Source organism: Serratia sp. 121840015-1 (genome assembly GCF_053627655.1).
Genome location: NZ_JBSEYF010000005.1, coordinates 34,515 through 47,501 on the forward strand (window position 1 = coordinate 34,515; position 12,987 = coordinate 47,501).

Here is a 12,987-nt window from a genome sequence, read left to right on the forward strand (position 1 = left end):
CCTGTAGCTTGCTGGACGTCGAGTTTTAACCTGTATACCCTACGCGGATAGCACTAAAATTCGACTAATGGAATATCGGCAACAGAAGGTTCGGCAAGCACATGGGTACGCAGGAAAGTCATATCAAGGAATTGCTGGTCTGGATTGAAGATAACCTGACCAATCCGCTGTCGTTGGATATCGTTTCCGCCAAGTCAGGCTATACGAAATGGTACCTGCAGCGCATGTTCAAGAAGCAGACCGGATTGTCGTTAGCCTCGTACATCCGCGCTCGCCGCCTCTACCTCGCCGCTTTCGCCTTGCGTTTCACGCAGAAGAGCATTCTCGATATCTCGGTCGAATACCAATTCGATAACCAGCAGACGTTCTCGCGCTGTTTCAAGAAACACTTCGCCGAATCGCCCAGCGTGTATCGCCATGCCCGCAAGCAGGACTTCAGCAATCTGGTGCGTTCGCTGGCGGCCAGCCAGCCCGGCGATATTCAGGTTGAACGCGTCAGCATCGCCCGGGGGCAATACGCCTTTCACGGCAAGCGGTACGCTTATCACCTGGATATCGAGAAGCTGGACAAGTCGCACCTGCCGCAGCGCAGCGCGCTGCGGGGGCAGTTCTACACCTTGTTGGGCGAGCGCCCGACGCAAACCTATTCGTTTACCCAGCTGGTGCCGGACGGCGAGCGGGTCAGGGTCGATTATACCCTGGGCGTGACGACGGAATACCCGCTGCGCGAAGGCGTGGTGCTGGAGCCGCTGCCGGAGATCCACGGCGAGTTTTGCCGTTTTCGCTATTCCGGCAAGCCGGTGGCGCTCAACGACCACATCATTCAGATCTACACGCAGGTATTGCCCGAAATGGGGCTGGCCCGCGGTGACGGGCCGGACATTACGGTGTTCAGCTATTCGCTGAGCGGGAAAGAGGAACTGCATCTGGAGCTGCAGCATCTGGTGCCGGTGGTGCCGCTGCATTGATCCCGTCGGCGGCCGGCAGCCGGTTTTTTTGCTGCACGATCGCCGCCATCACCGCCAGGGCGATCTCCGCCGGGGTTTTGCTGCCCAGCGGCAGGCCGATCGGCGCATGGATGCGTTCCAGCTCCTGCGGCGTGAATTCGGCAATCTGCTGCAAACGCTGGCGCCGCCGCGCGCTGTTTCTGAGCGATCCCATGGCCCCGATGTAAAACGCCGGGGTGTGGATCGCTTCCATCAGCGTCAGGTCGTCCATGCGCGGATCGTGGGTCAGCGCCACGACGGCGGTATTGGCGTGGCATCCCCCCTCTTCAATAAATTTGGCCGGAAACTGGCGCAGCAACGTCACGCCCGGTTTCAGCTCGGCGGCAAAGTTATCCAGCACCTCCGGGCGGCTCTCGCACACCAGCACCTCAAACCCCAGCGCCACGGCGAAATCGGCGCAGTACAGCGCCACGCTGGACAGCCCGGCGATCAGCAGGCGCGGCGCGGCCGCGATGTGCAGGGTGATCTGCTCGAGCCGGCGTTCGACCTGCGTGGCGCTGGTGAAGTGGCTTTGCTCGAGGCTGTGGCAGGCGTTGGGCAGCGTCAGGCGTTTGATCAACGCGTGATGCCCTTCCAGCGCGCCGGCGATGCGTCGCAGGTAAGCGATGCTGTCTTCACCCGCCGGCAGGTATTCGATCAGCACGTCCAGCACGCCGCCGCAGGGCAGCGCCACGTTGGGCGTCATGCCGCCTTCGCCGTAACGGATCACCTGGCTGGCCGCCTGATACTCCCCGGCGGCCACGCGGCGCAAAAAATCCTCCTCAACGCAGCCGCCCGACAGCGAACCGCTGTAGCGGCCGTCGCGGGTCGCCGCCATCAGCGCGCCCGGCGACCGCGGCGAAGAGCCGTAGGTACTGAGCACGGTGCATAACCAGACCGGCTGTTGCTGCAGCCAGCTTATCGCCTGGCTGACCACGGTGACATCAAGATGTTGCATAGGTGAATTTACTCGCTGGCCGGGAGTTGCGATGGAAGATCAATATCCTGCACGACGCCGGGGTGCTCAAGCGACAGCAGGTGCACTGCCGCGCCTTGCAGCAGTTCACGCGCGCCATTATCGCCGCGCAGTTGGCAAAGCGGTTTGCGCAATCGGGCGGAAAAGCCAACCGGGTGACCGGGCTGTTGCGCATAGCAGGGGCGCACGATCGGGTGCTGCCGTAAGGCATCCGCCACCTGCCGGAAAACATCGGCGCCGACGAATGGCATATCGGCCAGGTGGATCAGCCAGCCCTGCCAGTGGGGCGTGGCGGCAACGCCCGCGGCGATCGAGTCGCCGAGGCCCGAACTGGCGAGCAGGGTGACCGGCAACTGATTGGCGGCGCAGGCTGCCAGCACCGGCAGATTATCCGGCCGGGTCACCACCTGTACCGGCAGGCCAGAGGCCAGTGCCTGGCGCAGGGTGTGTTCGAACAGCGATCGCCGCTCGCCCGCCGCGTCGGCAAACCCGGCGTTCAATTTGTTGCCCTGGCCGCCGGCCTGAATAAAGCGCTCCCCGCGTCCGGCGGCGGTAATGACAATGCCCGTGGTCATGGTTGAAGTCCGCGTTTGCGCAAATTATTTATTAGCCTACAAACTACCTGTGTTTTGCAAATGTTTTTTTGTTGAAAACAGCCTGTTAATCATCACATAATTTTAGTTATAAGCATATGCTTATGACGTCTACGGCAAGGTCGTCAGCGTTTGCGCAACAACACCGCGAACAAAAACCAATTACAAGAAAGACGTGAAGGACTTATTTATGAGCAATTTCAACCCGTCGCGGCGCCGCTTTATCAAAAGCGCCGTGATTGCGGGGGTGTCTGTGTATCTCGCACCCCTGTACAGCCGCGCCTATGCCGCGCTGTTCGAGCAAAAAATCCTCCAGTCACCCAACTGGGATCCGCAGACCAAACGCGTCCGTTTCCGTATCGATGGCCGCGCCAAGGTCATGGGGCAGAAGGTGTTCGCGCGCGATATCCGCGCGGTGGACATGCCGCACTGGCCGCAGAAACAGGCGCACGCCTTCATTCTGCGCGTCACCAAAGCCGACCGACTGTTCGAAGGGGTCGATCTGTCGCTGTTGGGGGACGACCTGCAGCCGGATCGTCTGGTGACGGCGGAAGATCTGGCGCGCGATGGCCTGGCCTTCCCGGCGTTTTACGGTGACGACATGCTGCTGCCGAGCGGCAAAACCCCGGCCTACCTCGGCCAGGCGGTGGCGATCCTGATCTATCACGACTTCGCCCGGTTCCGCTTCGCCAAGGACAAGCTGAAATTTCGTGAAGAAACCATCAAATACGGCGCGGTCACCGGCCCGCTGGAGCGCGATCCCTGGGGCAGCTTCCGCTATGTGCGGGTGGGGGGCGATCAACCGTTCGACGACGATCGCTTCTCCAGCCTGAAGGACACGCCAATCTTCCCGGTATCGATGAAAAAACACCTGCCGGTGTGGCCGGAAGGGCGCGAGGGCGGCAAGCTGGATCAGGAAGGCATGCGCTATGCGGGCCTGATCGCCGACGAGATGGCCAATCCGCCGGCCGATTGGCTGGTGATGTCACGCCGCTACACCACGCAGTCGATCGATACCTCGGCGCTGGAGCCGGACAACGCCAACGGCTGGTTCGACGCCGAGACGCAAACCCTGCATCTGGTGGTGCCGACCCAGTCGCCGCAGGAAGTGGCAGACGAGATGCCGCGCATGCTGGCCAAGCGCAACCCGCCGGTGAAACAGCTGATCCTGCACCCGTGCTACACCGTGGGCTACGGCTCGAAAGATCACTACAACTTCCCCTATTACGGCGCAGTGGCGGCGATGTACGGCGACGGCCACCCGGTGCGCCTGGCCAATGACCGCTTCGAGCAGTTCCAGACGGCGCTGAAGCGCCACGCGTTCGACATGAACTATCGCATCGCGGTGAATCGCCAGACCGGCGTTATGCAGTCGTTCCTCGGTGACATGACGGCGGACGGCGGCGGCCGCAGCAACTTTACCCCTTCGGTAGTGATGGTCGGCGCGACCGCCGCCCAGTCGATTTACTACTTCCCGAAAAGCGATCTGTCGTCGGTCGGGCTGGCCTCACGCGCCATCGACGCCGGTTCGGCGCGCGGTTACGGCACGCTGCAGAGCATGGCCGCCACCGAGATGATGGTGGATGAGCTGGCCGCCGAGCTGAAGATCGACCCGATCGAATTCCGCCTGCGCAACGTGTTGAAATCCGGCATGAAAAACACCCAGGGGGCGATCCCGGCCGGTGCGATCCGCGCCGATGAAGTGCTGGAGAAGGCGGCGAAGCATGAGATGTGGCTCAAGCGCGCCGAACGCAAGGCCGAGTTTGAGAGCCGCCATCCCGGCAAGCGCTATGGCGTTGGCATCGGCTGCGTGCAGAAAGACTTCGGCACCGGGGCGGAAACCTCGTTCGCCCGGGTGGAGCTGAGTGAAGACGGCCGCATCACGCTGCATCACAGCGGCGCGGAGATGGGCACCGGCATGTCGACCTCGCAGTCGGTGCTGTGTGCGCAGTGGCTGGGCAAGCCGGCCGACGAAGCGCACTTCTCGGTCACCGACTGGTCGGTACTGCCGATGGTCACCAGCGGCGATCCTTACCTGATGTCGCAAGAAGAGCAGGACAAGCTGCAAACCAACCCCAACTGGACGCCGAGCTACTGTTCGCCGTCCAGCGCCAGCAACTCGGCCTATTACTTCTCGCACAGCACCCGCGAAGCGGCGCGCCTGATCTTCGATCGCGGCCTGTGGCCGGCGGCGATGGCGCTGTGGCAGGCCGGTATCGGCGGCGGCCAGGCGGCGCCGCTGGTGGTGCGGCGTGAAGATGCGCGTTGGGTCGAAGGCGGCCTGACGGCGGCGGGCATGTCGGTGCTGAGCCTCGAGCTGCTGGCCAAGACGGCCTATCAGATGGGCGGCGTCACCGGCGCGGCGGTGCACGTGTTCAACCGCTGGCAGTGGGCGGAGGCCGATTTCACGCTGAACGGCAAAAGCGAACGCCTGCCGGTCGACGGCATGGCGCTGCGCAACGCCAGCGGCGAATTCAAACCGCTGGCGCGCGGGCAGGTCTACTACCCGCCAACCCAGCGCAACAATGCGGCGGTGACCTACTACAGCGCCGTTGGCACGCTGGTGGAAGTGGCGGTGGATATCGCCACCGGCCAGGTGGAATTGCTGAATCACCATTCGATCATGGAGTGCGGCAACCTGATCGTGCCGGAACTGGTTTCCGGCCAGCTGCAGGGCGGGCTGGCGATGGGGATCGGCCATGCGCTGCACGAATATTTACCGCTGTACGAAGACGGCCCGGGCAACGGCACCTGGAACTTCAACCGTTACCACCTGCCGCGCGCCAGCGACGTGGCGGTGTGGAAACAGAGCGGCGACATCCTGCCGGCGCTGTCGGAAACCGATCCGCCGAAAGGCATGGCGGAGGTGGTGATGATCCCGATCGTGGCCGCGCTGGTCAACGCCATCGCCGACGCCACCGGCCACCGTTTCCGTGATTTGCCCGTTCGTGCAGAAAATATTCGTGAGGTATTACAATGAGCATTAAAACCCAGCCGATCTCCCTGACCATCAACGAGAAGCAGTACGGCCCGATCGAGGTGCCGGAAGGCTTGATGATGATCGATTTCCTGCACGAGTACCTTGACCTGACCGGTTCGCGCCTCGGCTGCGGGCAGGGCATTTGCCACGCCTGCGTGGCGATCGTCGATCACCCGAGCGGCACCAGCGAAGAGGTGCGCACCTGCATCACCGGCGCGCATTTCTTCAACGGCAAGAAAGTGCGTACCGTCGAAGGCCACGCCAAGGTGGACGAACAGGGCGAGGTGGTTGAGCTGTCGCCGATCCAGCAGGCGTTTCTGGAGCACTACAGCTTCCAGTGTGGTTATTGCACGCCGGGCTTCGTCAATGCCGCTACCATTTTCGTGGAAAAGCTCAAGCGTGAACCTATCGCTCGCGAGCAGCTGGAAAGCGCCATCGAGCAGGCGCTGGACAGCCACATCTGCCGCTGTACCGGCTATGTGCGTTACTACGAAGCGGTGCGCGACGTGGTGCTGAAAACGCCGGGCCTGCTGAAGGAGACGGCGCAATGAAAAAACGTCTCGCAGTATTGATTTTGCTGGTGGCGATCGTGGTGATTGCGCTGCTGTGGTGGCGGGAAAACCGCCGTTACGACGGCCCGGTGCAGCAGGTGACCGCCGGCGCCGAACAGATCGCCCGCGGCCGCTATCTGGCGCAGGCCGCCGACTGCGCCGCCTGCCATACCGCCAGCGGCGGGGCGCCGTTGGCCGGCGGCTATCCGCTGGAAACGCCGTTCGGCACGATTTACGGCAGCAATCTGACGCCGTCGGCCGACCACGGCATCGGGCGCTGGACCAAGGACGACTTCTTCCTGGCGCTGACGCAGGGCGTGGCGCCGGGCGGGCGACACCTGTACCCGGCGATGCCTTACACCTCGTACAAGGGCATGTCGCGTCAGGATGCCGACGACATCTACGCTTACCTGATGACGCGCCCGGCGGTGGACGTGGCCATTCCGGCCAACGAGATGCCGTTCCCGTTCAACCAGCGCATGGCGCTGATCGGCTGGAACCTGCTGTTCCGCAGCCAGGATCCGCTGCCGGCCAGTTCGCAGGGCAGTTCGCCGCAATGGCAGCGCGGCCGCTATCTGGCCGACGTGCTGGGGCACTGTGGCGAATGCCACACGCCGCGCGGCGCGCTGGGGCAGATGGATCTCGCTAAGCCGATGCAGGGCGGCGATCTCGGCCGCTTCATGGCGCCGGACATTACGCCGCACGGCCTGGCGCAGCGCGGCTGGACGCCGCAGGACGTCAGCCGCTTCCTCAGCACCGGCCTCGCGCCGCAGGGTTCCGCCTTCAGCGAGATGCACATGGTGGTGGATCTCAGCACCCGTCATTTAACGCCGGAAGACCACCAGGCGCTGGCGCTGTATCTGATGGGCGAGCAGCCGCCGGCGGCGGTGCCGGTGAAAATGGGCCAGGGCAGCGATGCCGGGCGCATGGCCTATCTGGATCAGTGCGCCGGCTGTCACGCGCGTGAAGGCGAGGGCAAACCGCACGTCGCACCGGCGATGCGCGATAATGCCACACTGCGCCAGGCAGACGGCAAGAACCTGATCGTGTCGGTGCTGGACGGCCTGCCGGCCCAGCAGTTCCCGAACGATGAAAGCATGCAGAGCATGCCGGGCTTCGGTGAGCGGCTGAGCGATGCCGAAGTGGCGGAGCTGGTGAATTACCTGCGCGTGACCTGGGGCGGCTTGCCGGCGGATATCACCGCAGAGCAGGTGAAAGCGCTGCGCAAGTAAGCGGCGTTCAGGAGAAAAAAATGGCCCGCATCTGCGGGCCATTTTATTTATTGTGCGGTCACGGGATTCAACGGCTGGTGACGCCGTCTACGCGTTGGCTGCGCTGTTTGATGGCGTAACCGACGGCCAGGATCGCCACCCATACCGGGATCAGCAGCACCGAGATTTGAATGCCCGGCGTCAGGTACATGATCACCAGGATGCCGGCCATGAACAGCAGGCATAGGTAGTTGCTGAACGGGTACCAGAAGGCTTTGAACTTCGGCACCACGCCTTCGCGGTTTTTGGCGGCGCGGAACTTCAGGTGCGCCAGGCTGATCATCGCCCAGTTGATCACCAGCGCCGATACCACCAACGCCATCAGCAGTTCGAAGGCCCGCCCCGGGATCAGGTAGTTAATCAGCACGCACAGCGCGGTGGCGAGGGCGGAAATGCCGATGGCTACCACCGGCACGCCGCGGCCGTCGACCTTCAGCAGGCTTTTCGGGCCGTTGCCCTGCTGCGCCAGGCCGTACAGCATGCGGCTGTTGCAGTAGACGCAGCTGTTGTACACCGACAGCGCGGCGGTGAGCACCACGATGTTCAGCACTGTCGCCACCAGGTTGCTGTTCAGCGCGTGGAAGATCAGCACGAACGGGCTGCCGCCTTCGACCACTTTGCCCCACGGGTACAGCGACAGCAGAATGGCCAGCGAACCGATATAGAAGATCAGGATGCGGTAGATCACCTGATTGGTGGCTTTCGGAATGCTTTTTTGCGGGTTGTCGGCTTCGGCGGCGGTGATGCCGACCAGCTCGAGGCCGCCGAAGGAGAACATGATCACCGCCATCGCCATCACCAGGCCCATGACGCCGTTCGGGAAGAACCCGCCCTGCGCCCACAGGTTGGTGACGGTGGCCTCCGGGCCGCCCATGCCGCTGAACAGCAGGTAGGCGCCGAACACGATCATGCCGATAATCGCCACCACCTTGATGATGGCGAACCAGAACTCCATCTCGCCGTAAACTTTAACGTTGGCCAGGTTGATGGCGTTGATCGCCAGGAAGAACACCGCAGCGGAGACCCAGGTGGGGATCTCCGGCCACCAGTACTGCACGTAGATGCCGACCGCGGTCAGCTCCGCCATCGCCACCAGGACATACAGCACCCAGTAGTTCCAGCCGGAAGCGAAGCCGGCGAAGTTGCCCCAGTATTTGTAGGCGAAGTGGCTGAAGGAACCGGCAACCGGCTCTTCCACCACCATTTCCCCCAGCTGGCGCATGATCAGAAACGCGATGAAGCCGCCGATGGCGTAGCCGAGAAGCACTGACGGGCCGGCCATTTTTATTGTTTGAGCGATACCGAGAAATAACCCGGTGCCGATTGCGCCACCTAAGGCGATGAGCTGAATATGGCGGTTTTTCAGGCCGCGTTTCAGCTGGTCACCATGCTGTTGACCATCCATCAATCTAACCCTCTGTCGTTGCGAATGACCACATACCTGTAAAGCAGTGGTTACGATGTGTGTTTTATTTTATTTACGGCGTTATAGCTATTAATTCCACGGCGCCGCTACCGTTTGGCAGAGAATAATGTTATGCGCGTCTGTTTGCACCTGCTTTGTCGTGTGAGTGATTAAGATTGCAGCAGTTTAGGAAACAAAATGCGGGTTGTGTGACGGCGGGGGGGATTCAGTGCATGAAATAAGTAACAAATCACATAATGCGCAAAAATAACGTAGATCCGAACGGCGGCGCGCGTTCAAATAATGAACGAACTCCCGTTGCGCTGCTCGCCAAATAGCCATTCATTAAAGCGTCATAACCATGCAATAAAACTCGGGCAAAAAGTTTGCACTCTGCCTTGCGTAAGGTTTGGTAAAAGTTAAATCCCCAACCCGGCGCGTAAATGGTAATACCATCACGGCGTTACCGGTTTGCAGCGGGGTTTTCAGCGGGGTGTTAAAATGTGCGGGTAACCTGATTTCGATCAAGGCCCGTATGGACAGGAGGTGAATACTTTGTTACTTTACCGTCACGTTTTTGAAATTGGTATTACCAATTGACTCCGCGCCATTCGCAGAGAAGAATTCACTCATGGCCTACAGCAAAATCCGCCAACCCAAGTTGTCAGATGTTATCGAGCAACAGCTCGAATACCTGATCCTCGAGGGGACACTGCGCCCAGGCGAAAAACTGCCTCCGGAGCGCGAGCTGGCGAAACAATTTGATGTCTCCCGTCCTTCTCTGAGAGAGGCCATTCAGCGCCTGGAAGCGAAAGGGCTGCTCCTGCGCCGTCAGGGCGGCGGCACCTTCGTGCAAACTAATCTGTGGCAGAGCTTCAGCGATCCGCTGGCCGAGCTGCTGGCCGACCATCCCGAATCACAGTTCGATCTGCTGGAAACCCGTCACGCGCTGGAAGGCATTGCCGCCTATTACGCGGCGCTGCGCGGCACCGATGAAGATCTGGCGCGCATCCGCGACTGCCATATCGTGATTCAACAGGCTCAAGACAGCGGCGATCTCGACGCCGAAGCCGATGCGGTCATGCAGTATCAAATCGCCGTGACCGAAGCTGCCCACAACGTTGTGTTACTTCACCTGCTACGCTGCATGGGGCCGATGCTGGAACAGAACGTGCGTCAGAACTTTGAATTGCTCTACTCGCGCCGTGAGATGTTGGCAAAAGTGAGCAGCCACCGCGCCGGAATTTTTGAGGCGATTGTGGCACGCGAGCCGGAAAAGGCCCGTGAAGCCTCGCATCGCCACTTGGCGTTTATCGAGGAAATCTTGCTGGATCTCAGCCGGGAGCATACTCGGCGCGAGAGATCGCTACGGCGTCTCCAGCAACGCAAGGATTAAGAGCTGTCCTCTTCAGGGTACACCAGCCTGCGGGGGTTAAGTTCGAGGTACTTAGTTAAGTACTTAAGCGGCAACTAAACTGATGGGCCTGTCTTCGTGTGTTTTTGCACAGAGCACAGGAAGACAGGCTCCAAACAAACCATTAGACAGATAAGGAATACCACCATGTCAGAACGTTTAAACAATGACGTGGATCCGATCGAAACCCGCGACTGGCTGCAGGCGATCGAATCGGTCATCCGTGAAGAGGGTGTTGAGCGAGCTCAGTTTCTGATTGATCAGGTATTGGGAGAAGCCCGCAAAGGCGGCGTTAACGTTGCGGCCGGTGCTGCAGCGCACAACTACGTCAACACCATCGCGGTAGAAGACGAACCGGCCTACCCAGGCAACCTGGATCTGGAACGCCGCATTCGCTCAGCGATCCGTTGGAACGCGATCATGACCGTTCTGCGCGCATCCAAAAAAGACCTGGAGCTGGGCGGCCACATGGCTTCCTTCCAGTCTTCCGCGACCTTCTATGAAGTCTGCTTTAACCACTTCTTCCGCGCACGCAACGAGAAAGACGGCGGCGACCTGGTGTACTTCCAGGGCCACATCTCTCCGGGCGTTTACGCGCGTGCCTTCCTTGAAGGCCGCCTGACCGAAGAACAAATGAACAACTTCCGTCAGGAAGTGCACGGCAATGGCCTGTCCTCTTACCCGCATCCTAAGCTGATGCCGGAATTCTGGCAGTTCCCGACCGTTTCCATGGGCCTGGGGCCAATCAGCGCCATCTATCAGGCGAAGTTCCTGAAATACCTGGAACACCGTGGCCTGAAAGACACCTCTGAGCAGACCGTTTACGCCTTCCTGGGCGACGGTGAGATGGATGAGCCGGAATCCAAAGGCGCCATCACCATCGCGACCCGCGAGAAGCTGGACAACCTGGTGTTCGTCATCAACTGCAACCTGCAGCGCCTGGACGGCCCGGTTACCGGCAACGGCAAGATCATCAACGAACTGGAAGGCATCTTCTCCGGCGCAGGCTGGCAGGTGCTGAAAGTGATTTGGGGCGGCCGTTGGGACGAACTGCTGCGTAAAGACACCAGCGGTAAACTGGTTCAGCTGATGAACGAGACCCTGGACGGCGACTACCAGACCTTCAAATCCAAAGACGGCGCTTACGTGCGCGAGCACTTCTTCGGCCGTTACCCAGAAACCGCGGCGCTGGTCAAAGACATGACCGACGACGAAATCTGGGCGCTGAACCGTGGTGGTCACGATCCGAAGAAAATCTTCGCTGCACTGAAAAAAGCGCAGGACACCAAAGGCAAACCGACCGTTATCCTGGCCCACACCATCAAAGGTTACGGCATGGGTGAAACCGCGGAAGGTAAAAACATCGCTCACCAGGTGAAGAAAATGAACATGGAAGGGGTTCACCACTTCCGCGATCGTTTCAACGTGCCGGTTGCCGATGCTGACATCGAAAAACTGCCGTACATCACCTTCGAGAAAGATTCCGAAGAGTACAAATACCTGCACGAACGTCGCCAGGCGCTGAAAGGCTACGTGCCGACGCGTCTGCCGGAGTTCACTCAGAAGCTGGAAATGCCGGCGCTGGAAGATTTCAGCTCGCTGCTGGAAGAGCAGAACAAAGAGATCTCCACCACTATCGCCTTCGTGCGTGCCCTGAACGTGATGCTGAAGAACAAGTCGATCAAAGATCGCCTGGTGCCAATCATCGCCGACGAAGCGCGTACCTTCGGTATGGAAGGTCTGTTCCGTCAGATCGGTATCTACAGCCCGAACGGCCAGCAGTACACTCCGCAGGACCGTGAGCAGGTGGCTTACTACAAAGAAGACGAGAAAGGCCAAATCCTGCAGGAAGGCATCAACGAACTGGGCGCAGCCTCTTCCTGGCTGGCCGCAGCGACTTCCTACAGCACCAACGATCTGCCGATGATTCCGTTCTACATCTACTACTCGATGTTCGGTTTCCAACGTATCGGCGACCTGTGCTGGGCAGCGGGCGACCAACAGGCGCGCGGCTTCCTGATCGGCGGCACCTCGGGCCGTACTACCCTGAACGGCGAAGGTCTGCAGCACGAAGATGGCCACAGCCACATTCAGTCTCTGACCATCCCTAACTGCATCTCTTACGATCCGGCTTACGCGTACGAAGTGGCGGTGATCATGCACGACGGTCTGGTGCGCATGTATGGCGACAACCCGGAAAACGTGTATTACTACCTGACCACGCTGAACGAAAACTACCACATGCCTGCGATGCCGCAGGGTGCGGAAGAAGGTATCCGCAAGGGTATCTACAAGCTGGAAACGCTGGAAGGCAGCAAAGGCAAGGTACAGCTACTGGGCTCCGGCGCTATCCTGCGCCACGTGCGCGAAGCTGCGCAGATCCTGGCGAAGGACTACGGCGTGGGTTCCGACACCTACAGCGTGACCTCGTTCACCGAACTGGCGCGCGACGGCCAGGACTGCGAGCGCTGGAACATGCTGCACCCAACCGAAACGCCACGCGTGCCTTACATCGCTCAGGTGATGAGCGACGCGCCGGCGGTAGCTTCTACCGACTACATGAAACTGTTCGCCGAACAGGTTCGTACTTATGTGCCGGCCAGCGATTATCGCGTACTGGGCACCGACGGCTTCGGTCGTTCGGACAGCCGCGAAAACCTGCGTCACCACTTCGAAGTCGATGCATCCTACGTGGTGGTTGCTGCTCTGGGTGAACTGGCTAAACGCGGTGAGATCGAAGCTTCTGTGGTTGCCGATGCAATCAAGAAATTCGACATCAACCCGGAAAAAGTTAACCCGCGTCTGGCCTAA

At 60.5% G+C, this 12,987-nt stretch carries 9 protein-coding genes; 6 read left to right on the top strand and 3 right to left on the bottom strand.

What is annotated here, in order from left to right:
* Positions 1 to 101 precede the first annotated feature (101 nt).
* Positions 102 to 968, top strand: coding sequence for a helix-turn-helix domain-containing protein (locus ACUXAC_RS20250; RefSeq protein ID WP_048234664.1), 867 nt, complete (start codon positions 102 to 104; stop codon positions 966 to 968).
* On the opposite strand, the gene ACUXAC_RS20255 is transcribed toward ACUXAC_RS20250, so the two are convergent.
* On the bottom strand, positions 892 to 1,944 hold the full coding sequence (locus ACUXAC_RS20255; protein ID WP_195873835.1) for an XdhC family protein: 1,053 nt from the start codon (positions 1,942 to 1,944) through the stop codon (positions 892 to 894). The two genes, ACUXAC_RS20250 and ACUXAC_RS20255, sit on opposite strands and share 77 nt — an antisense overlap.
* Before the next feature lie 8 nt (positions 1,945 to 1,952).
* Complete coding sequence (locus ACUXAC_RS20260) at positions 1,953 to 2,537, bottom strand: nucleotidyltransferase family protein (RefSeq protein WP_387445364.1); 585 nt, start codon at positions 2,535 to 2,537, stop codon at positions 1,953 to 1,955.
* A 208-nt stretch (positions 2,538 to 2,745) separates the two neighbouring features.
* Between ACUXAC_RS20260 and ACUXAC_RS20265 the strand changes: the two genes are divergently transcribed.
* From ACUXAC_RS20265 to ACUXAC_RS20275, 3 genes are read left to right on the top strand one after another with little or no spacing between them, the layout of a single operon-like run.
* A complete protein-coding gene (locus tag ACUXAC_RS20265; RefSeq protein WP_387445365.1) occupies positions 2,746 to 5,535 on the top strand; it encodes a xanthine dehydrogenase family protein molybdopterin-binding subunit in 2,790 nt (929 codons plus the stop codon).
* Positions 5,532 to 6,086, top strand: a complete 555-nt coding sequence (locus ACUXAC_RS20270) for a (2Fe-2S)-binding protein (protein WP_038879260.1) — start codon at positions 5,532 to 5,534, stop codon at positions 6,084 to 6,086. The genes ACUXAC_RS20265 and ACUXAC_RS20270 overlap by 4 nt, the downstream gene beginning before the upstream one ends.
* Positions 6,083 to 7,318 carry a cytochrome c gene (locus ACUXAC_RS20275; protein ID WP_134267849.1) on the top strand — a complete coding sequence of 412 codons (1,236 nt, stop codon included), beginning with the start codon at positions 6,083 to 6,085 and terminating at the stop codon, positions 7,316 to 7,318. The genes ACUXAC_RS20270 and ACUXAC_RS20275 overlap by 4 nt, the downstream gene beginning before the upstream one ends.
* A 67-nt stretch (positions 7,319 to 7,385) precedes the next feature.
* On the opposite strand, the gene ACUXAC_RS20280 is transcribed toward ACUXAC_RS20275, so the two are convergent.
* Positions 7,386 to 8,762: an amino acid permease gene (locus ACUXAC_RS20280; protein WP_004937488.1), complete on the bottom strand. Its 1,377-nt coding sequence runs from the start codon at positions 8,760 to 8,762 to the stop codon at positions 7,386 to 7,388.
* Between the two features lie 631 nt (positions 8,763 to 9,393).
* Between ACUXAC_RS20280 and pdhR the strand changes: the two genes are divergently transcribed.
* Both pdhR and aceE read left to right on the top strand, forming a co-directional pair.
* A complete protein-coding gene (gene pdhR / locus ACUXAC_RS20285) occupies positions 9,394 to 10,158 on the top strand; it encodes a pyruvate dehydrogenase complex transcriptional repressor PdhR (protein ID WP_004937490.1) in 765 nt (254 codons plus the stop codon).
* 165 nt (positions 10,159 to 10,323) lie between these two features.
* The gene (gene aceE / locus ACUXAC_RS20290) at positions 10,324 to 12,987 is read left to right on the top strand and encodes a pyruvate dehydrogenase (acetyl-transferring), homodimeric type (RefSeq protein WP_004937495.1); all 2,664 of its coding nucleotides are present in this window, start codon (positions 10,324 to 10,326) and stop codon (positions 12,985 to 12,987) included.